Below are 19484 nucleotides of genomic sequence, written 5' to 3'. Positions count from 1 at the left end.
CTGGACTTCCTGTTCATGCCTCGAGAATGCTGGACGCGCGCCCAGACATCAAGAGCACCCGTCCGCATCGCGCGCCGGCGCTGGCCAGCGAGAACTCGCCGGCGCGGCCTTGTCTTCGTGGAAGGTGGTGGCAGGGCTTGTATCGAACCAAATATATTATCTAATAATTATCATAACTTAAAGACCACTCGAAAAATATCACCCCCACATTTACCCCCACATTATTGAAGCCTAGGGTCGATTAATAGAACCGCCGTTTAGATTCGCTTTGGCAGATAGACTAACGGTGGCCGTACCGTCCCCCTTCGGAGGGGCAAGGGCGCCGAATTCATACGCGTCCGCGCTCGCGGGCATGCTATACTCGGCTTTCGGGCATGGTCGGCGGAGTCGATCAAGCTCGCTCCCCGATTTGGTCTGCCGACAAGGCCGCTTCCTGCGGTCCGGGTCGACCGGAAAGGCGCGCCGCATGGCTGCCGACAATCCTCCTATCAATCTGGGCCGCACGCTGGGACTGGCGCTGGTGCTCGCGTCCGATGCCCCGCTGCTGCTGCTCGACGAGAATCTGGCGATCGTCGCGGCGAGCGACAGTTTCTGTGCCGCCTTCGGTATCGCCCCCGAAACCGTCACCGGCCAGACGATCTATGACCTCGACCATCATCATTGGGATTTGCCGCGGCTGCACTCGCTGATCGACGCGACGCTGTCGGGCGCCGCGGAGGTCGAGGCGTATGAGATGGAAATCGAGACCAGCGCCGGGGCGGTGCGATGTATCGTGATCAAGGCGCAGCGGCTCGATTATGGCGACGACCTCAACACGCGGATGATGGTTACCGTGATCGACGTCACCGAGGAGCGGAGGAATGAGAAGCGCCAAAAGGAACTGGTTCACGCCAATGCCGCGCTGCTTCACGAGATGCAGCACCGCGTCGCCAACAGCCTGCAGATCATCGCGAGCATATTGATGCAGAGCGCGCGCAAGGTGCAGTCGAACGAGGCGCGCGGCCATTTGAGCGACGCGCATCAGCGCGTGATGTCGATCGCGACGCTGCAGCGCCACCTCGCCGAATCCGACGGCGGAGCGGTCGAGCTCGAACCCTATCTGGCGCAGCTGTGCGCCAGCATCGGCGCGTCGATGATCTATGACCGCGAGCAATTGACGCTGTCCACCGACGTCGATCCAGTGTCGATCAGCGGCGATATATCGGTCAGCATGGGGCTGGTCGTCACCGAACTGGTGATCAACGCGCTCAAGCACGCTTTTCCGGATGGCCGCCCCGGCCAGATCGTCGTCGGCTACGCCGCACAGGGCGACGACTGGACGCTCTCGGTGTCCGACGACGGGGTCGGCATGGACGAGGATCCCGAACGATCCACTGCTGGACTAGGCACGCGCATCGTCCAGGCACTCGCAAAACAATTGGGGGCGGAGATTGTAGTCGAGGACACCGCGCCGGGAACGCGCGTGTCACTGACCCGCACCGCGCGGATCGCACGGCAAGTCGCCGCCAATGACGAAGCACAGATAGCCGCGGTCTGATCTGCCCTCCCTCGATCGGGAGCGGGAATTCAGGATCTCCGCGTCATCCGCCCTCACACCCCACCGGCGAGGTTTCGCCGGCATAATCTGCCGACAGAACATCATCCACTAGTCTTGGCCGATGACGGACAGTCGGCTCTTGGGATGCCGATAACCAAAGGCCGACGGCCGCATCACACGCTGGATCACGCCAAAGTCAAAAAGTCGGCGACCCGTGCAGCGCCGCCCCCAAGGGCAACGCGAGCCCTCCTGCCAGATAAGAGATAGTCGCGCAACGCGTCGATGGTCTCGAGGAGAGCGGCGTCTCAGGATGGCCAGTGCGAAAGCTCTGCCGGCACGCGAAGCCTTTTCTTCAGCCAAGCGGGCATTTTTAACGCTTTGGCCAGCATGGGTGCGCGCAACGGAACGTTCGTTGCGAAGGGCCGTAGTCTCAAGCGGCGGGCAGTTCGCTCTCGCCATGGGAGAAAGACAATGAAAAGGCTTCTGACAATTTTCGTACTGGGCAGCTCGATGCTGGCGCTGTCTGCTTGCAACACAGTTGAAGGCGCAGGTAAAGACGTCGAATCCGTTGGCGACTGTGCCGATGGAGTTAAGGGCAACTGCTAAGGCGGCGCGGACTGATTGGCGTCGACCGGCATTCTCTGTCCAGCCGAGAGAGGCCGAACCGAGGCAGGCAGGTCTCCGGCCCGGACGTCGGAAACCGAACTAGCCGGCGAAGGCTTCCGCCACGAAATCTCGGCCGAGGCGAAGTCCGACGGGATCCACGGTGTGCGCCACGCCGTGGGAGACGTGCGTCGTGACCTCGACGCCGAGGCGTTTGAGCTCACTCTCCGACATGTGTAGTGCGGCGATCGGGACAACCGGATCGGCCGTGCCGTGCACCAGGAGCACGGGCGGCTTCGGAAACTCTCCGTGATTCAGCCCCAGCGTCCCCGCCAACATGCCGGAATAGCCAACGACGGCAGCCACCGCCCGCGGTCGCCGAAGCGCGACATGCAGTCCCATCATCGTCCCCTGACTGAAGCCGACGATGGCCACGTCAGCCTCGCTCAGACCATATTGTGCGAGCTTGCGGTCAAGAAAGGCGTCGATCGCCGGCGCGGCCGAGGCGGCGCCGGCGGCGAGCGCGGACGGCGCAAAGCCGGAAAGCCCCCACCATTGATAGCCCCTCCCCATGATGCCGCAGCGCTGCGGCGCGTGCGGGGCCAGAAACAGCGTGTCCGGAAGCGCCTCCTGCCACGCTGGCGCGAGCGCGATCATGTCTGTTCCGCTCGACCCGAAGCCGTGCAGTAGCAGGACGATTTTCTTGGGCGGCTCTCCGGAGCGCGGCTTGAGGCTGGCTCCGTTCACGATCTTGGACAAGCTCATGTGTCCCATATGGGTATCGCTGGCAATTTGTCAGCAAGGCGTCAGCGCCTCCACGTCAGGTTTCGTCCGCCGTCCAAAGCGTCCGCCGGATCATCGCGCGTTCGAACAGGTCCGACGAGATCAATCTCTCCAGCCAGCCCTGCAGCTTCTGCGGCGCCTGCGCTTCGAACCATGCCGGATCAACGCCCGCAAACTGGCGCACGAAGGGAAAGATCGCGATGTCACCAAACCCTCGCGCACTGCCGCTGAGATAATCCCGGCCGGCGAGCTGCGCGTCGAGCCGACAGAGCATGGTCAGACCGGCGGCGCGATGCATCAGCGGATCCTCACCATAGCGCACTGCATATTTGTAGCGGTCGAGATGATATTTGAAAGCGCCGTCATAGTCCGCGACCAGGCACGGCTCGGCAGCCGTCATCCACCCTTCGGGATCGTTCTGATCCAATGCCCAGCGCATGATATCGATGCTCTCGTCGATCACCTGGCCGTTCGCCAAGACGAGCACCGGCACGGTGCCCTTGGGGGAGGCGGCCAGCATCGCAGCCGGCTTGTCGCGCAGCAATATTTCTCGATGTTCATAGGCAACGCCGCTCGCGATCAGCGCCATACGCCCACGCATCGCATAAGGACAGCGGCGAAAGCTGTAGAGGATCGGCGGTGCGTGCATTTGCCAGCGGCATAGCGAAACGGCAGTGCGAACGTACAGCCCCATCCGGATAACGCGCCGACTCAAACTGGCCTATTGCGTATTGGCGGCTTTGGGCGGTGGAACGAAATTAGCAGACGCTCCAAATATTCCCTAGCGTTCGCTTGAAAGGTCGATCTCCGTACTGGCTCGTGCAATCGAGGCGGGGCCACGTTTCGCAGAAACCGAATAGACGCTGAACGCCCAGATTCCCGATATTCGTCAGATGATCGGCACGACATCTTATAATCCTGGCCCGAGCTCCCATATAGCGATCATCGTGGCACACGTTCATCGTAGGCGGCCGCGGCTGAGAGACATCGTGCTCCCGCTTACAAGCAGGAGCCGCGCCTATGCCCCCCGATCCAGATCAATCCCAGTCGGCCGCCCCGGACGCGCCTGTCCTATTGAGACCGCAATCGAGCCGATTTTTCCGTAAGAGCCGCAGTCCATTCGCCCTCGATGACGCACGGCGCCAAGGGGACATCAGTCAGCTCGCCTTCCTGGCGATGGGCGGACGCGATCCGGCGATAGCCTTCCTGAACACCGACAACGCCGCGCTCGGCGGCCGCCCGCTCACAATCGCGACCGCGAGCTCCGAGGGATATGAACTGGTTGCGGCGGCGATCCGCGGCTGGCCGAGCGGCCCAGGATTCAAATGAGCCGTGCGATAAACATTTCGCTGCCGGAAGACGAGGTCAAGCGCCTGTGCCTTCTGCAAGGTGTCAGCATCAGTGCGATCGAGCCGCTTCAGTCGGGCGGTACCCGCCTTGTCTGCACATCCGGCTCCGGCGCCGAGGAAATGCGCCTTCGGCTCCGCTGTCACCTGATCGACGGCAATGTCCTCCGTTACCGCTTCTATCGCCCTCCGGCCACGCAGGAACGGCCATGAGGCCGGAGCAAGATTCCGCGGTGTGCGAACGTCTCTGCCGAACTCGAATAATATCGGTATTCGTGCCGCACATTTATCGGGATGTGCTATAGGCCTCCCATCACCTGAAATCGAACAAGCTCCATGTGACAGAGGGACGATCCGTGCTCTCGCTTGATGCAGGAGCACACACCATGTGCCTTATTCAATTGCTCGAAGACGAGCAGATCGCGCTCGCGCGATACGCCGCCGCAACAAATCCCTCGGCGATCGACCGTTATGGGCGCCTGATCGAAGGGATCGGTCGGCGTCTGACGGCCTTTCCCTACCCGCATCGCCCCTATTTTCCGCTCAACAGATTGCGGACGCAAACGGCTCGCTAGCACGTTCGCGAACACGCGCATCCTGAAACCGAAGAAAGATATCTGACATGGCCAAATCGCAAAAACGCAGCAATCGCGAGATTCGCAAACCCAAGGCCGCCAAGGCGAAGCCGCCGACCGCGCTCGCAGCCCAAGAGGCCTCCGCGGTGCAGATGACCGCCAAGCCGAAGGGCAATCGCTGACGCGCCGTCAAAAACTGCGGTGGAAGCTGACCAGATCGGCGTCGGGATCGCCATAGCCGCAAATCAGGCCGCGCAGCACCTGCGCGGCCATCATCGAGAAGGTGATGCCATTGCCGCCATAGCCCATCGCGGCATAGCAGTTCGGCATACCCGGAATCCGACCGATAGTCGGGGTACCGACCGGGCTGTCGCCGAAACTGCCGGCCCAGCTATAAGCCGGTTCCGCATCCACTCCCGGTAACAGGGCAGCAAGCTTTCGCGATAGCGTCGCTGCCTTGTCGGGGAGCTTCGCATCGCGGAGAGCCGCGTCACCGATTTCCTCATCCTCGCCGCCGCAGATGATTTCTCCGCGCGGGGTGGTCCGGATGTAGAGGTAGGGATCGGCGGCTTCCCATATCATCGCGGCGGTCGGCCAGATGGCGCGGGGTTGTGGACGCGTGGCGATCGACCAGCTCGAGATGATCTTGTTCCCCTTGCGCGGAATCCCCTTCATCATCTCATAACCCGTTGCCATGACGACATGGCGCGCGCGAATGCTTGGCCCGCGCGCCGAGACCAATGTTACACCTTCGCCCGTCGGCGCGATGTCGCAGATATCGACGGGCGAGTAGAGCCGGGCGCCCCGTGTCAGCGCGACGTTCAGATAGCCTGCCGTCAGGCGGCGCGGATCCGCGGAATAATTGCCAAAGCCTAGCAGCGCGTGGCGTCCCTTGATCCCGTAGCGATCCAGCACCGCGGCAGGTTTGAGCAGCTCGACCTCGAACCCCGCGCGCCGCCGGGCGTCGGCTTCACGCGCAAGACCTTCGGCGTCGAGGACGTTGCCGTCGAGATAGATCGAGGCGCGCGTCGCCCCATCGACGGCGAGGCCCAGCCGCTCGGTCCGTTCGCGTAGTGCATCGACCGACTGGCGCGATCGCCGCCAGATGCGTTCGGCCTTTTCGCGCCCGATCCGCTCGGCCATCAAGGTCAGCGGGATATCGAGCTCATATTGCAGCATGGCGGTCGACGCGGCGGTCGATCCTTCGGCGGGACCCCGGCGATCGACGATCACGATGTTGAGCCCCGCTTCCGACAACGTCTCCGCGATCAGCGCGCCCGACACGCCAGCCCCGACGACGACCACGTCGCACGCGATATCCCTTGTCAGCGGCCGCGCAGCGATCGCGGGACGACGCCGTGCCGACCAGATCGACTGGCCGGTCCGGAGATCGCGATGATGGGTCGCCGATGCGCGGCTCACCATGACGGGCGATCAGGCAAGATCGCGCACCCTGGCTTCGCGGGCCCAATGGCGCCGGGTGCCGACGCTTTCGAACTCGTCGATCGCAACGACCCCGCCGTCCTTTTCGACCCCTGCCTTGTCGAGCAGCAATTGCGTCGCCTCGTCATGCGCGATCGTCTTGCAATGGCCATAGGCGTCCATGAACCACTGGACCGCCGCGCCCTGCCCCGACAGCGCCTTGGCCTGTTCTTCGGTCAGGATCGAAGCCACGGCGTCGAACAGCACCGAGGGCGAGCCCGCGAGCTGGCCGTCGGCCTTGAGCGTGCCGCCCTTGACCTTGATCCCGCCGACCTTCGGCGCGACGAGGAAGGCGGTGCCGCCGGCGCTTTCGATGTCGCCCTTCAGCTTGTCGATCGCCGCCTTGTCCGATCCTTCGGCAAACAGTATCGCGACCTTGCGGCCCTCCATCGTATCATCGGCATTCTTCTGGATCGACAGCGCGTCGGACGTTTTGAGATCGACCGGCGCGCGCGCGGCCTTTTCCTTCGCTGGCAGATCGATCGCAAGTCCCGCGGCGACACGCGTCGCGAGATCCCCATCGATGTTGCGAAGCTGGCCGACGACGCGGGCGCGAACATGATCGAGCGCGACCTTCGACAATTCGAACACCAGCGCCGAGGCGATATGCGCCTGCTCATTCTCGGTCTGCGACAGATAGAAAAGTCGCGCCTGGCTGAAATGATCGGCGAAGAGTTCGGCGCGAATACGCAGCTTCTGCGCAGGGTCGTTCTGCTCGTCATTGGCCGTGAACGTCGAGAAGCCCGTTTCGGCGCTCGCGCGTGGGCCGCCATTCTCTCCGGCTTCGGCAAGGCTGTTGGGCTCGTAGTTGGCACGCCCGGTCGGCACGAGCGTCTGCATCATCCCGTCCCGCTGGAAATTGTGGAACGGGCATTTGGGCGCGTTGATCGGGATCTGGTGGAAATTGGTCGTGCCGAGCCGCGATTTCTGCGTGTCGAGATAAGAGAAGAGCCTGCCCTGCAAGAGTGGGTCGTTGCTGAAATCGATCCCTGGAATGATGTTCGACGGCAGGAAGGCGACCTGCTCGGTCTCGGCGAAGAAATTGTCGACATTGCGGTTGAGCGTCATGCGGCCGACGATCTCGACGGGGATATCCTCCTCTGGGATCAGCTTGGTCGCGTCGAGCACGTCATAAGGCTGCTTCTCGGCGAAGGCTTCGTCGAACACCTGCACGCCGAGGTCCCACGCCGGGAAATCGCCCGCATCGATCGCCTCGAACAGGTCGCGGCGGTGGAAATCGGGATCGGCGCCGGCGATCTTGACCGCCTCGTCCCATGTCGTCGACTGGACGCCGAGCACCGGCTTCCAATGGAATTTGACGAACTTGCCCTCGCCCTTCTCATTGACGAGCCGGAAGGTGTGGACGCCGAAGCCCTCGATCATGCGCAGGCTGCGCGGGATCGTGCGGTCGGACATCGCCCACATGATCATGTGCATCGCCTCGGGCATCAGCCCGATGAAGTCCCAGAAGGTATCGTGTGCACTCGCCGCCTGCGGATAGCCGCGATCGGCCTCCATCTTGACGCTGTGGACGAGGTCGGGGAATTTCATCGCATCCTGGATGAAGAAGACCGGAATATTGTTGCCGACGAGGTCCCAGTTGCCGCTGTCGGTGTAGAGCTTCACCGCGAAGCCGCGCACGTCGCGCGGGGTGTCGACCGAGCCCGCGCCGCCCGCGACGGTCGAGAAGCGGACGAAGACCGGACAGGTCGCGCCTTCCTTCTGGAAGATCGACGCCTTGGTCAGCCCGGGGATCGCCTTGGTGCATTCGAACACGCCGTGCGCGCCCGACCCGCGGGCGTGCACGATGCGCTCCGGAATACGCTCATGGTCGAAATGGAAGATTTTCTCGCGAAGGACAAAGTCCTCGAGCAGCGTCGGCCCGCGTTCTCCGGCGCGCAGCGAATTCTGGTTGTCCGAAATCCGGTGGCCGAAATTGTCGGTCAGGAACGCCGTATCGGCCGATTTGTCGCCCGATGCCAGATTCTGGTGCAGCTCGTCACCATTGCCGCGGCTCACCTCGATCTTCGGCTGACCTTCGCCCGGCTGGTGTTCGCGAAGGGCCTGGTCGTTCGCGGGCGACGGCGGCGGAGATTTCGGCATCGATCATTCCTTCTGCCGCGGAAGGCGACACTCCTACAATCCGCCGCTCCGCCTTATGTTGCGTCTCGCTAGGCCATGGCGGCCAGAATCTCCTTGATCGCGACGAACGCAAAGCAGACCGAACTGTCGGCCACCCCGTAGGGCAGGAAAATATCGTCGCCGACGCGGATCGCGCCGCAGGTATAGACGACGTTGGGGACATAGCCTTCGCGGTCCTCGTCGGCGGCTGACAGGATCGGATTGGGCGTCCGGCCGATGACCTTCGACGGATCGGCCTTGTCGAGAAGCACCGCACCGATCGCATATTTGCGCATCGCGCCGACGCCATGGGTCAGCACCAGCCAGCCCTCGTCGAGTTCGATCGGCGCGCCGCAATTGCCGATCTGGATGAGTTCCCATGGAAAGCGCGGCTCCAGCAATAATTCGCCGTCCTCCCACTGATCGACCATGTCCGAGCGCAGCAGATAGAGATTCTTGCCATCCTGGCGACCGATCATGCAGAATTGCCCGTCGATCTTGCGCGGAAACAGCGCCATACCCTTGTTGCGTCCCGCCTTTCCCTTGATCGGGCTCAGCGTGAAATCCTTGAAATCTCGCGTCCTCAACAATTCAGACTGGATGTCACGGCCGCTGTAGGCCGTGTAGGTCCCGATCCACTCGCTTTTGCCGTTGTCGCGCTCGAACTCGAGCAGCCGCAAATCCTCGAGGCCGTTGCGCTGCGCCTCCGTAATCGGGAAGATCACCGTTCCCGACAAGGTGCTGTCCTTCTGGCGGTAGAGCGAAACGACCTCGTCGGGCTTGTCGTCGCGGTGCGGACCAAGCATCGCCGCCGTAGCGAAGGCGGGCTGCGGCAGCAGCGTCAGTTCGCGGTCGCAGGTAATGATTCCCTCGCGAAAGGCGATCGTCGAAATATGACCCTCGCCGACCGCGCGCAGCGACAGGAGGATGCGGATGCAGCCTTCCTCCAGCCCGGTCTGGTCGGGATGACGAACGACGCTGGGGTTCATCAGCGCCGCCGCCGCATAACTATATTCGTGACAGAAATAGGCGCCGATCAAGAGGCGCATCTCGCGCTTCAATGTGAAGCCTTCGAGACCAAGTTTGGGTTCGATCTGCTCGAAGCGATCCTCAAACACCTTCTCGATCTGCCAGTGCCGGTCGGCGAAATCGCGCAGCACCACACTGAGCTCGGCGCGCACGGTGCGCGTGTCGAGCGTCACGATTTCGCGAGCCAGCCGCTGCACGCGTTCGAGATCGGGACCCGATGCTTGCCATGCGAGGTGAAAGGACCGCACGACGACGCGCGTCGGGTCGGCATGGAGCCGCAATTCATCCTGAACCAGATGCACCATAATCCCCTCAGTCGGCGTTGCGGATAAAATCCCGGATCGCGTATGTCGCATGCTGATAGGCAAGTACCGACTCCGCCCCTTCGTTGAGGTTCAGGCCGCGCGGGTTAATGCCATCCCTGCTGCTCCCGGTCAGCGGATCGCCAACGATCACGCCGCGGTCGTTACGCCCGGAGAACCAGTCGTAAGCGCGCCGCGCGTGCGCCAGCCAGATATCGTCGCCGGTCACATCATAGGCGGCCGAAGCGGCATCGATCGCGGCCCAAATCTCGAGCGGCTGCTGATCGAATGGCCGCGGCAGCGCATAGGCATGGCCGAAGCTGTCGGACCCGACGGGGCGATAGTGACCATAAGGCGAAACCTGCGCATCGTTGATCCACCGCAGCGCTTCGATCCCGCACGCGGTAACATCCGCGCGCTCAAGTCGCACGCCTGCACGCAGCATCGCTTCGGGCAGGCGGCCATTGTCATAGGCAAGGACCGGCTCGAACCATCGCCAGTCCGGTCGCGCCGCGGCTTGATATAGCGCGATCAGCCGGTCAGCGCCGCTGCGCAATATCCGGTTCGCGAGATCATGCGCGGGTCGCGCGGCGAGCACGAAGTCGGCGCCGAGCATCGCGAAAGCGATCGCGCGCGGCGACTGGAACTCCGGCGCTGATGCCGCGGTGCGCTCGAACAGTTCATGCGCCCATTGCCGCAGACCGGGGTCGCGCGCGTCACGCCCCGTCGCGCCGAGCGCCCAGAGGGTTCGGCCGCAGCTGTCTTCGGACCCCACATCCTCGAGCCAGTTGCGTGCGAATCCCATGAAGTTGCGAAACTCGCCGCGGTCGGGGTTCCAGGCATGCAGTACGAACGCAGCAAAGACCGGGGTCAGTTGTCCGCACTTGCCGAGCGCATCGTCGTCGAGCCGATGCATCAGCATCAGCGCCCGCGCATTGTCATCGACGCAATAGCCGTGCGCGCGATCGGGGACCATATGAACGCTGTGCTGGAGGATGCCGGTGTCGTCGCAAATGCGCAGGAACCCATCGATACCGATATGCTCGGGAATAGGCGCAGCTTTCGGCACGACGCGGCTTTCCGCGATCAGCGAACAGGTCCGCTCCGCGAACACCGGCCAGATCATGTCGCGACTGCGGTCATAGGCGCGACGCTGCAGCGTGAGCAGCCGGTCGGCATCGCCGAGCAGATAGCGGATTTCGTTCGCGATCGCTTCGCTGTCGTTGAAGGGAACGAGCACGCCATGATCGTCGGCGAGGAGCTCGACCGCATGCACGTAAGGCGTGGAGATCACGGCCTTGCCCAGCGCCATCGCATAGGCGAGCGTACCCGACGTCGATTGCTGCGCCCCGATGTAAGGCGTCACATAGATGTCCGCCGCCTCGATAAGATCGAGGAGGTCGTCGGTGTCCATGAACGCATTGATCCAGCGGACATGCGCATCGACCCCGAGCGAGACAGCGAGCGCCTGGAGCCGGTCGCGATAGGCCTCGCCTTCAAGCGCCAGCATATTGGGATGCGTCGCGCCAGCAATGCAGTAAAGGAAGTCGGGATGATCTTCGATGATCGCGGGCAATGCCTCGATGACCGCCTCGATCCCCTTGCCCGGCGACAAAAGACCGAAGGTCAGCGCGACCTGTTTGCCCGCAAAGCGGAACTGCGGCTTGAACTGCGACGCGCGGCCGAACGGGCGATCGGGGACGCCATGTGCGATCATGGCGATCTGGTCGTCGTCGGCATGATAGACGCTTCGCAGCAGATCGTGCGAGCGCTCGGACATGACGACCAGCTTGGTCGCGCGCGCGATCAAGCGCTCCATCACGCGGCGCTGATCGGCGTCCGGTTCGGCGAGCACCGTGTGAAGCGTAACGATCAGCGGCGCGGAAACACGATCTACCAGTTCCAGGATCATATCGCCCGCCAAGCCGCCGAAGAGGCCGAACTCGTGCTGCAGCCACACAATCTCGGCACAGCTCGCCTCGATTTGCCGGGCCGCCTCGACAAAGCTACCGGCGTCACCCTCGGTTATGACGCCGCGAACAACGGGGTCGAATATCGTGGGAACCGCGGCCGGCGCCATCGCATATACATCGACGGCGATCTCCGGCGCGGCCACTGCAAGCGATGCGTGGATATCGGCGGTGAAGGTCGCGATGCCGCAGCGCCGCGGAAGGAAACCGCCGATCAGTGCGATCCGGACAGTATCCGAAGTTTTTGGCCGAAGCGTTTGGCACGCCTCCAAACCTTCATCGAACGATCTACGATCAAGCGTTTCGTACACAGGCATACCTTCCAAAAAAATGATGCGACAGAAGGCCTCACCCAGTATTTTGTCGTTTGTTTCGAAGCGCGCAGTCGGCCTCGGAGCATCAGAAAACAGAACAGCTCAGCGGCGCATTTGTTCCAATTGACCGACGCCTCGCGAGAAGCTTCGCAGGCCAATTCCGGTCATGCTCGCCAGACGGCAACGCCCCGCATTCATTTCAGGCAGGCGACGATGATTCCGATGATTCCAAGCGTTTCTTCGGGATTGCGTACGGAGATTGTATCGAGGCCCAGCGCCTTCGCCGGATAATCATTGCCGCCCGGAAAGATCGCATCGCCGATAAAGAGCATCGCACCCAGTTCGACACCGCTGGCGCCGCTTAGCTTCGTCAGGCCATAGGCCTTGTCGACGCCCTCACGGGTAATGTCGATCGAAGTCGCCCCGCCCATGTTGATCGACAGACCGGGCAGACGTTGGCGAAGCTCGGCCTGAATCACCTTGCGTTTGGCGAAGTCGGGATCCCATTTTTCCTTGGCATCGATCGGCGCTTCCTGACCCAGGGCCGAAAAGGTGATCTGACTCCCGCGATCCTCGATCCGTTCGCCCCAGACCGTTTGGGGAACGAACCCGGTCGCCAGTAGCGCCGCATCGAAGGCTTCGAATATGTGTCGCTTCTCCGCATCGGCGAAGATTTCGGCATAGCGCGCCTGCCACGCGCCCGAGCGGAACGTGTAGAGCTTGGTGCCGGTTGTCGGCATGAGCCAGAGCCGGGCGAGGTCCGCGCGCTCGGGAAGGCGTGTCGCCACCTGTTTTTCGAATTGCGGCCAGTCGCCACCGGATATCACCGCGACATCTGCCACGCCGAGGAGATCGGCAAGCGCCTCACCCATTGCGGGTTCTATCGGCTGCTTGCTTTCGGCAAGCGTTCCATCAAGATCAAGGGCAATCAGCCGTTTCACGCAGGCGTCGCTCCGCGCCCGTCGCTCGCCGCGTCACGCTGCCGCCGCGCGGCGGCTTTGGCATCGGCAAGGTTCGAATAGCGATAGTCGCCCACCGCAAATTGTTCGACATAGGTCCGGATGATGCCATCCTCCTCGTCGCCCGGTGGACGCAGGCCTCCGCCCTCGCCTTCCCACGCCGAGCGTGACGCAGCTTCATCGATCGCGGCGGCGAGAGGGCCGTCCTCCACGCCCAGAGAGCGATAAAAGTCGCGCCCGACGGCCAGAAGGGTGGCGCGAATATCGACGACCGGATCGTCGGCTCCGACGCTTCCGTCAGCGCGATGTTGGTGTGTCGCCTTTTCGAAGGCCTTCGCCATGAGCAATTCGGCGATCAGTACGTCGCTGACCAGATCGTCCGGCGCTTCAACGGCGCCGGCAGGTGATACAGCGAGATCGGCGATAGCCTCGGCATCGCCGCTCAAGCCGCGCCGCTCGCGATATTCGTTGATCCTTTTGGCATAATAGCGCGGCAGGTCAAAGTTTGGCATCGCCTGCCCCTCGCGTCGCGCTTGGCTCACGGCCATCAAGGCCATCTGATGGTGGTGGAGAAGTTGGTTGAGGTCCATGATTTTGCTCCTTCAGCGGGAGCGCAATGGTCTCTCAGTCGCCGGCACGCGGTGGAAGCGGACGATGTTAAGGAAGTGGGGTCGCAGGCTTCTAATTGCAATGAGCAGGCATTTATAATTGTAGCCGACCGACGAGAGCCTAATCATATGTCTCGACTTCCTTCGGAATAGGCCTAGCGTTCGACCGCCAGCGACTTTCCACGCGACCCGGAAAGTCGATGGGGCTTCCTTTGGTCACGAACGCAGAGGATGAGAGGGCTTCGCGGTAGCGAAGCCCTTTTGCCCAAGTTGCTGGGGCCTCATCCCAAACATGTTGGCCGGTCGCGGACTGGTAGTTTTTGGAGCCGAAATCGAAAAAGCAGACGAGTACGTCTCCGCCGTACCGGATCAGCTCAGAGCGTCAAAAATCTTCTGCCTGTTCTCCAAGCGCGGAGACCGACACCGCCGGCCCGCGCTTTCCCGACGTCCGCACGAGGTGCGAACGTCGGGGCGATAAACTCAGACGGTCGGAACGGTGCCGCCGTCAATGACGAACTCGGCGCCGTGGATGGCGGCGGCGCGATCCGAAGCCAGATAGGCGATAAGATCGGCGACTTCATGGGGGTCGGCCGGACGACCGATCGGGATCCCGCCCAAGCCATCCAGGACGAGTTGCCGCGCCTCCTCGATCGTGCCGCCATTGGCGGCCCGCAGCCGCTTCAGCAGCTCCTCGGACGTTTCAGTCATGATCCAGCCGGGGGAGACGATATTGACCCGCACGCCCTTCGGCCCGAGTTCCTTGGACACCGACTTGCTGTATGTCCTGAGCGCGGCCTTGGCGGCGGCATAGGCGGTCGTCGACTCGGGGAGGGGCAGGACTGACTGGATGGAGGAGACGTGCACCACGGCCCCGCTCCCCCGCTCCATCATCTGCGGCACCAAGAGGCGATCAAGGCGAACGGTTGCCAGAAGGTTCAGGTTGAGTTCGGTAAGCCAGTGATCGTCGGTCAGCGCGACAAAGCCGCCGCCGGGTGAGGATGAACCGCCGATCACATGGACAAGGATGTCGACGCCGCCCATGTGCGCGAGAGCCGCTGCAGACAGGCTTTCGCCTCCCGCGGCCGTCGTCAGGTCTGCCCGGACGAACTCCGCACCGCTAGGGGGTTCAGGGTTGCAGCGGGCTGCAGTCATCACCCTCGCGCCACCCGCCAGGAAGCGTTCGACGGTGGCCCGGCCCAAACCCTTGGTGCCGCCGCTGACAACTACGCGCTTGTCAGCGAACCCGGCTGGATCAGCCGGGATGCTCATAGCGTGATCTCCAGCATCTTGATGGAATCGTTGTCGAGCGTGAAGTCATAGGTGAAACGGATTGGACTGCCCTTGAAGTCACCATGGGCTGACCCTTCGACCACGATCTTACTTTTCTCGTGGCGCACGAAATCCGGCACGAAGATCGCCTTTACGGCTACCACCTCCTCTTCGAACAAGGTCCTGATTTCGGCATAGCCTTCGTGACGGTGCCCGTTGTCCACGATGACGGCGTCGGCGGCGAAAGGCGTCAGCATGCCGTCGACGTCGAGTCGAGAGTTGGCTTCGATATAGTCTGCAATGGGCTTGGGTAAGGTTGCGACAAGCGCTTTCGCGACGCGCTTACTCGAACCGGATGCGTTGTGGGTGTACATGGCATGCCTCCTTCGTTTGACTTGCCTCCGTTGTAAGATCAGCACACTATCCGGATAAGTAGGTCAATATGGCATGAGCTAGTGAAGGATTCGGGATAATGTCGCGACTTGCTCTTCGGGACTTCGATGCCGTGTTGGCCGTTGCGCGGCGCGGATCCTTCCGGCAGGCCGCCATCGATCTGGGCATATCGACAACCGCGCTCAGTCACATGATTGCGCGGATCGAAGCCGAGCTTGGCGTGCGCCTGTTCAACCGGACGACGCGGAGCGTCGCATTGACCGACGCGGGGCGGATCTTCGTCGACCGCCTTGGTCCCTCGCTTCAGGACGTTCGCGAAACCATCGAGATCGTCCGTGAACGCCGTGCAACGCCGACGGGAACGCTGCGGATAAACGCCCCGCCATTTGCCGCGCGCTCGCCCGCCCTCACCGATCTTCTCGTGGAATATTCCCGCCGCTATCCCGACATGCACGTCGACGTGGTGACCGAGGGGCAGCTACGCGACATCGTGGCCGAAGGCTTCGACCTCGGCATTCGCGTCGCCTCGCTCGTCCCGACCGACATGATCACGCTGTCGCTCGGCGAGGCGCAGCGCTTCGCCGTGGTCGCCTCGCCCGCCTATCTGGCCACGCGATCACGGCCGCTGGTGCCGACCGATCTTCCTTCCCACGACTGTGTCCGCGTCCGGTTGCCCGATGGCTCGCTCTACCGCTGGCATTTCGAGAAAGGAGGCGACGCAGCGCAGGTCGAGGTGAGCGGTCCCATGACATTCGACGATCTTACGCTATCGCGTGCCGCGGTGCTGGCGGGCTTCGGGATCGGTTTCTTTTTCGAGCAGGACGTCATTGCCGACATCGAAGACGGAAAGCTTGTCCGCTTGCTCGAAGATTGGACACCGCCCTTCCCGGGCCTCTGCCTCTATTATCCAGGTCGAAGACACCCTTCTGCGGGTCTCGCAGCCTTTCTCACTTTGGCGCGCGAGCTCGCTTCCAACGCGCGCGGTCCCGGCCGTGCCGCGTCATCATGATTGCAGCGGCGCGACTGTTCAGCCGTTCGGTTCGGCCGTGAGGTCCCAGCCGCCAACAGGGGCAGCTCGGCGAAGTGGAGTTGCGCGATTACTTCGACCAGCTCTGCAAGAGCCTCGGTGCATTGATGATCAACGACCCGGCGGAGCTTTCACTGACGGTCGATGTCGACGAGAGCCGTGTGAATGCCGATATCTCGGTGAGCCTCGGGCTCATCGTCACCGAACTGGTGATCAATGCGCTCAAGCACGCCTTTCCGGGCGAGCGCGGCGGGGCGATCATCGTCGATTTTCACGCGATGGGCAAAAGCTGGAAGCCGTCGGCCGGTGACGATGGCGTCGGGACGACGGCAAAGCTGGCCGACGCGAAGCCCGGTCTCGGCACCAGCATCGTCGCTGCGTTGGCGGACCAGCTTGACGTGACGGTCACGACCGAAAATGGCGAGCCGGGCACCAAAGTGTCGATCGTTCATGATGAGCCAACGGGCCGATGTCATAATGACAAGGGCTTTGGCCGCGTCTCCTGAAAACCGTGAGACAAGAGGCGTCAGGAGACGGGGTTGCCTTCATTACGCTGGAGCGGACCGCAAGTTCCCGTCAGCCGCAGACCCATGTGATCGCTCCTGCCCTTCCACCCTTGGAAACATTAGTTTTCGTGACCCGGGGACCTATTGGGCAGCAGGACGTTGCGCCTTCGATCGTCCAGAAACGTGAAGACGAAACGTCGCTCGGGTCGACGATGTGAGTTTGGATGCGGGAGAGTGCAGTGAATGATGTATCTGCCAGGACGGTGCTGGTCGTCGAGGACGATCCGCTTGTCCTTCTCTCCGCCGTCGCCATGATCGAGGATGCGGGCTACGATGTTCTCGAAGCCGCGAACGCCGACGAAGCGATCGCGTTGCTCGCGGACCATCCGCAGATCCGCGTCGTGTTTACCGATATCGAAATGCCCGGATCCATGGATGGATTGAATCTGGCGGCCTATGTCCGCGATCGCTGGCCGCCCGTGGCGATTATCGTGACCTCGGGGCGTATCCTTCCAGGCGAGGGTCTTTTACCCGCGGACGGCGTTTTTCTCGCCAAACCCTATCGGTCGGAAGACCTTGCGGCACGCCTAAATGTCTTCCTGCCGGTACCGTAAGCGCGCCAGTCCGCTCCGGGATCGACGGGAGCGAGGCAGCCTTTCTCCGCGCCAAGCGTAGAACAGCAGAGGGGCCTTTTGTGCCGGAGACATCGTCATCGAAACGCCCTGGCTCATAGCATCAGGCCTTGCCGCCCTTCTCGTCGCCACGACAGCGGTAATCGCAAAACTGCGCTCAAGCAGGCGCGCGTCAAACCGGGCCATCTGGAAGCAATGGCGGCGCGCTTGACCTCTCACCCTGTTTCGCTGGCTTGCTGGGAAATCGATCAAAGGATAACTCATGGCCGAAGTTGACGAACCGACCCAGTTGCTATGCCAGTCGAACAAGGCCGACGCGATGACCGTCAAGACACGCGACGGTGACAAGCTGGGGCATATCCATGCCTTCATGATCAACAAGCGGAGCGGGCATGCGGTCTATGCGATCGTCACCATCGGCGGTTTCCTCGGCATGGGCAAAGCTTACTACCCGTTGCCCTTTCGCTTGCTGGCATTCGAGGCGACAAGCGATTCCTATGTCGTCACGATCGACCGGCGCGTGCTCGAAGGGGGGCCAAGCTGGGCCGCCAATGCGCCGCTGTTCGACCAGGCCTATGCCGACCGTGTTGCCAGCTATTATGAGGTGGCGAAGGAAGATCTGACGCTCGGGTAATGGTGCTTTTTGTCACCGAGCGACGTCAAGAATTCGATCCTTGAGAGCAGCCGGACAGGCTTGTCAGAAAGATTCAGGCGCGGCGGGAGTGATGCTTGGATGGCGTCGCGGCGCATGTGTTAGCCGGTTTCGCGCTGGGGGCTCCCCGGCCACACGGAATTGCCGAAAGCGGCCTTCCTATAGTCGGACGTCCGCCCAGGTGGCAGTTTGCATGGCCTGTCTACTTGGGTTGCATGACCACCGCGAACAACCGGTCAAGGTTCGACTGGAGATCCTGTACATCCGGGTTCTCGGCATATTTAGGCAGCCCGAGCGGCAAGCTCATGCTCTCGTACATGGCCGAAGCTTCGGCATCGCTTAGCAGGCCGCGCTTACGCAGAATGTTGGCAAGGCTAAGAATCCCATTGATCGCCGAGACGTCGGATGCCTCCTGGGCCTCAATAAGGTTCATTACGCCAAGGCCAGGGACATCATTCATCTCGAATCCTTCGGTTCCCGGCTCTAGACATAAAAGCGCCGTGACTTGCCTGGCACGGTAGGAAACGATGTCGCCCTTCATCAAATCCAGCGACGATCGAGAGCCTTTACCGACATTCTATCGGCTTGCTCCCGCGCCCGGCGTCATCGACATGAGAGATAGAGACACCTCATGGGTCGGTGCGGGCGCCATCTGAGGGCAGTTCGCTCGAACGAAATGAGAGCAAGCTGGCGCATGGCGGATTTTCGGCGATCGCAGCCCACACGCGGGCGGCATTTCCAGGGCCCATATGGATAGCGGCGGGCGCTGATGCAGCCCGCCGCCAGAGGATCATGCAGCCTGGAGATTCACGGCAGAGGTCTTGCCTCGCTGATCGGTCTCCAGTTCGTATGATACGCTCTGATCTTTTTGAAGGGTGTGCATGCCGGCGCGTTCGACGGCCGAGATATGCACGAATGCATCCTGACCGCCATCGTTCGGCGCGATAAAGCCATAGCCCTTGTCGGCGTTAAAAAATTTCACGGTTCCGGTAGTCATATGGGTATCCTTTATCCCAAATATGACGGGCATGCGCCAACAGCGACGCGGCCCGGCTTCAATAGTGCTAGAAAGGGATAAAGGGATGGCATGAAGCTGCCGATTATCCGTCGCATGCGACGTAAGCACTACCCTAATATCAGTTAAATCGAAAATTGAAAGATAATTCTGCTTTTTACGAAAATCCGGGCATGGCTATTTTCACGCAAGGACGATCAACATCGAGGGATCAGCGATATAGTTTTAGCTGCGATGGCAGAATATTTCATCCCATTGCGCTTAGCACGTCATTATTTTCCGGCTGGAAGCGGGCAAGGAATTGTCGAGCCAAAGGGGTCGAAGCGCTACAGCGCTTTCCAGTGAGGCAACGCCGCCCTGT

The 19484-nt window shown here is 62.0% G+C and carries 20 protein-coding genes; 8 read left to right on the top strand and 12 right to left on the bottom strand.

Going from position 1 to position 19484, the window contains the following annotated elements:
- The first annotated feature begins 466 nt into the window (after positions 1 to 466).
- On the top strand, positions 467 to 1537 hold the full coding sequence (locus tag E5675_RS08445; protein WP_136174130.1) for a histidine kinase dimerization/phosphoacceptor domain -containing protein: 1071 nt from the start codon (positions 467 to 469) through the stop codon (positions 1535 to 1537).
- A 705-nt stretch (positions 1538 to 2242) separates the two neighbouring features.
- On the opposite strand, the gene E5675_RS08435 is transcribed toward E5675_RS08445, so the two are convergent.
- Positions 2243 to 2899, bottom strand: coding sequence for a dienelactone hydrolase family protein (locus tag E5675_RS08435; RefSeq protein WP_210727626.1), 657 nt, complete (start codon positions 2897 to 2899; stop codon positions 2243 to 2245).
- A gap of 61 nt (positions 2900 to 2960) precedes the next feature.
- Positions 2961 to 3572: a glutathione S-transferase gene (locus E5675_RS08430; protein ID WP_136174127.1), complete on the bottom strand. Its 612-nt coding sequence runs from the start codon at positions 3570 to 3572 to the stop codon at positions 2961 to 2963.
- Between the two features lie 676 nt (positions 3573 to 4248).
- Here E5675_RS08430 and E5675_RS08425 point away from each other — a divergent pair.
- The 3 genes from E5675_RS08425 to E5675_RS21890 all read left to right on the top strand — a co-directional run bounded on the left by E5675_RS08425 (position 4249) and on the right by E5675_RS21890 (position 5026).
- A complete protein-coding gene (locus E5675_RS08425; RefSeq protein ID WP_136174126.1) occupies positions 4249 to 4482 on the top strand; it encodes a hypothetical protein in 234 nt (77 codons plus the stop codon).
- A 143-nt stretch (positions 4483 to 4625) separates the two neighbouring features.
- On the top strand, positions 4626 to 4844 hold the full coding sequence (locus E5675_RS08420) for a hypothetical protein (RefSeq protein ID WP_136174125.1): 219 nt from the start codon (positions 4626 to 4628) through the stop codon (positions 4842 to 4844).
- A gap of 47 nt (positions 4845 to 4891) precedes the next feature.
- Positions 4892 to 5026 carry a hypothetical protein gene (locus E5675_RS21890; RefSeq protein WP_264081034.1) on the top strand — a complete coding sequence of 45 codons (135 nt, stop codon included), beginning with the start codon at positions 4892 to 4894 and terminating at the stop codon, positions 5024 to 5026.
- A 7-nt stretch (positions 5027 to 5033) separates the two neighbouring features.
- Here the strand turns inward: E5675_RS21890 and E5675_RS08415 are convergent, their stop codons facing one another.
- From E5675_RS08415 to E5675_RS08380, 8 genes are all read right to left on the bottom strand, one after another.
- Positions 5034 to 6269, bottom strand: a complete 1236-nt coding sequence (locus E5675_RS08415) for an FAD-binding oxidoreductase (RefSeq protein WP_247594836.1) — start codon at positions 6267 to 6269, stop codon at positions 5034 to 5036.
- A gap of 9 nt (positions 6270 to 6278) precedes the next feature.
- On the bottom strand, positions 6279 to 8429 hold the full coding sequence (locus tag E5675_RS08410) for a catalase (protein WP_136174124.1): 2151 nt from the start codon (positions 8427 to 8429) through the stop codon (positions 6279 to 6281).
- Positions 8430 to 8497: 68 nt separating this feature from the next.
- Positions 8498 to 9781, bottom strand: a complete 1284-nt coding sequence (locus E5675_RS08405; protein ID WP_136174123.1) for a glycoside hydrolase family 130 protein — start codon at positions 9779 to 9781, stop codon at positions 8498 to 8500.
- Between the two features lie 7 nt (positions 9782 to 9788).
- Positions 9789 to 12059 (bottom strand): glycosyltransferase family 4 protein, encoded by a 2271-nt coding sequence (locus E5675_RS08400; protein ID WP_247594835.1) that lies wholly within the window; start codon positions 12057 to 12059, stop codon positions 9789 to 9791.
- A gap of 197 nt (positions 12060 to 12256) precedes the next feature.
- Entirely contained in the window at positions 12257 to 13003 is a 747-nt protein-coding gene (locus tag E5675_RS08395) for an HAD-IIB family hydrolase (protein ID WP_136174122.1), read from the bottom strand.
- On the bottom strand, positions 13000 to 13611 hold the full coding sequence (locus E5675_RS08390; protein ID WP_136174121.1) for a hypothetical protein: 612 nt from the start codon (positions 13609 to 13611) through the stop codon (positions 13000 to 13002). The genes E5675_RS08395 and E5675_RS08390 overlap by 4 nt, the downstream gene beginning before the upstream one ends.
- A gap of 498 nt (positions 13612 to 14109) precedes the next feature.
- Positions 14110 to 14898, bottom strand: coding sequence for an SDR family oxidoreductase (locus tag E5675_RS08385; protein WP_136174120.1), 789 nt, complete (start codon positions 14896 to 14898; stop codon positions 14110 to 14112).
- Positions 14895 to 15272 carry a nuclear transport factor 2 family protein gene (locus E5675_RS08380; RefSeq protein ID WP_136174119.1) on the bottom strand — a complete coding sequence of 126 codons (378 nt, stop codon included), beginning with the start codon at positions 15270 to 15272 and terminating at the stop codon, positions 14895 to 14897. Before E5675_RS08380 ends, E5675_RS08385 begins: the two co-directional genes overlap by 4 nt.
- Before the next feature lie 98 nt (positions 15273 to 15370).
- Here E5675_RS08380 and E5675_RS08375 point away from each other — a divergent pair, with 98 nt between their 5' ends.
- The 4 genes from E5675_RS08375 (at position 15371) to E5675_RS08360 (ending at position 18090) form a co-directional block, all read left to right on the top strand.
- Complete coding sequence (locus E5675_RS08375; RefSeq protein WP_136174118.1) at positions 15371 to 16300, top strand: LysR substrate-binding domain-containing protein; 930 nt, start codon at positions 15371 to 15373, stop codon at positions 16298 to 16300.
- A gap of 80 nt (positions 16301 to 16380) precedes the next feature.
- Positions 16381 to 16824, top strand: a complete 444-nt coding sequence (locus E5675_RS08370; protein WP_210727625.1) for a sensor histidine kinase — start codon at positions 16381 to 16383, stop codon at positions 16822 to 16824.
- Between the two features lie 239 nt (positions 16825 to 17063).
- Positions 17064 to 17438, top strand: coding sequence for a response regulator (locus E5675_RS08365; protein ID WP_348769826.1), 375 nt, complete (start codon positions 17064 to 17066; stop codon positions 17436 to 17438).
- Positions 17439 to 17718: 280 nt separating this feature from the next.
- Positions 17719 to 18090, top strand: a complete 372-nt coding sequence (locus E5675_RS08360; RefSeq protein WP_136174115.1) for a PRC-barrel domain-containing protein — start codon at positions 17719 to 17721, stop codon at positions 18088 to 18090.
- Positions 18091 to 18310: 220 nt separating this feature from the next.
- Here E5675_RS08360 and E5675_RS08355 read toward each other — a convergent pair whose 3' ends face one another.
- Complete coding sequence (locus tag E5675_RS08355) at positions 18311 to 18649, bottom strand: hypothetical protein (RefSeq protein ID WP_136174114.1); 339 nt, start codon at positions 18647 to 18649, stop codon at positions 18311 to 18313.
- Positions 18650 to 18898: 249 nt separating this feature from the next.
- The gene (locus E5675_RS08350) at positions 18899 to 19105 is read right to left on the bottom strand and encodes a cold-shock protein (RefSeq protein ID WP_136174113.1); all 207 of its coding nucleotides are present in this window, start codon (positions 19103 to 19105) and stop codon (positions 18899 to 18901) included.
- Between the last annotated feature and the right edge of the window lie 379 nt (positions 19106 to 19484).

It is taken from the genome of Sphingopyxis sp. PAMC25046, assembly GCF_004795895.1.
Lineage (GTDB): Bacteria > Pseudomonadota > Alphaproteobacteria > Sphingomonadales > Sphingomonadaceae > Sphingopyxis.
Note: the sequence above shows the minus strand (reverse complement) of the source record. Positions and strands in the feature narration are given on the sequence as shown.

Coding starts and splice junctions, on each gene's coding strand:
- E5675_RS08445 (WP_136174130.1), top strand. CDS start 467: ATGGCTGCCGACAATCCTCCTATCAATCTGGGCCGCACGCTGGGACTG.
- E5675_RS08430 (WP_136174127.1), bottom strand. CDS start 3,572: ATGCACGCACCGCCGATCCTCTACAGCTTTCGCCGCTGTCCTTATGCG.
- E5675_RS08425 (WP_136174126.1), top strand. CDS start 4,249: ATGAGCCGTGCGATAAACATTTCGCTGCCGGAAGACGAGGTCAAGCGC.
- E5675_RS21890 (WP_264081034.1), top strand. CDS start 4,892: ATGGCCAAATCGCAAAAACGCAGCAATCGCGAGATTCGCAAACCCAAG.
- E5675_RS08415 (WP_247594836.1), bottom strand. CDS start 6,269: ATGGTGAGCCGCGCATCGGCGACCCATCATCGCGATCTCCGGACCGGC.
- E5675_RS08410 (WP_136174124.1), bottom strand. CDS start 8,429: ATGCCGAAATCTCCGCCGCCGTCGCCCGCGAACGACCAGGCCCTTCGC.
- E5675_RS08405 (WP_136174123.1), bottom strand. CDS start 9,781: ATGGTGCATCTGGTTCAGGATGAATTGCGGCTCCATGCCGACCCGACG.
- E5675_RS08390 (WP_136174121.1), bottom strand. CDS start 13,611: ATGGACCTCAACCAACTTCTCCACCACCATCAGATGGCCTTGATGGCC.
- E5675_RS08385 (WP_136174120.1), bottom strand. CDS start 14,898: ATGAGCATCCCGGCTGATCCAGCCGGGTTCGCTGACAAGCGCGTAGTT.
- E5675_RS08380 (WP_136174119.1), bottom strand. CDS start 15,272: ATGTACACCCACAACGCATCCGGTTCGAGTAAGCGCGTCGCGAAAGCG.
- E5675_RS08375 (WP_136174118.1), top strand. CDS start 15,371: ATGTCGCGACTTGCTCTTCGGGACTTCGATGCCGTGTTGGCCGTTGCG.
- E5675_RS08360 (WP_136174115.1), top strand. CDS start 17,719: ATGGCCGAAGTTGACGAACCGACCCAGTTGCTATGCCAGTCGAACAAG.
- E5675_RS08355 (WP_136174114.1), bottom strand. CDS start 18,649: ATGAAGGGCGACATCGTTTCCTACCGTGCCAGGCAAGTCACGGCGCTT.
- E5675_RS08350 (WP_136174113.1), bottom strand. CDS start 19,105: ATGACTACCGGAACCGTGAAATTTTTTAACGCCGACAAGGGCTATGGC.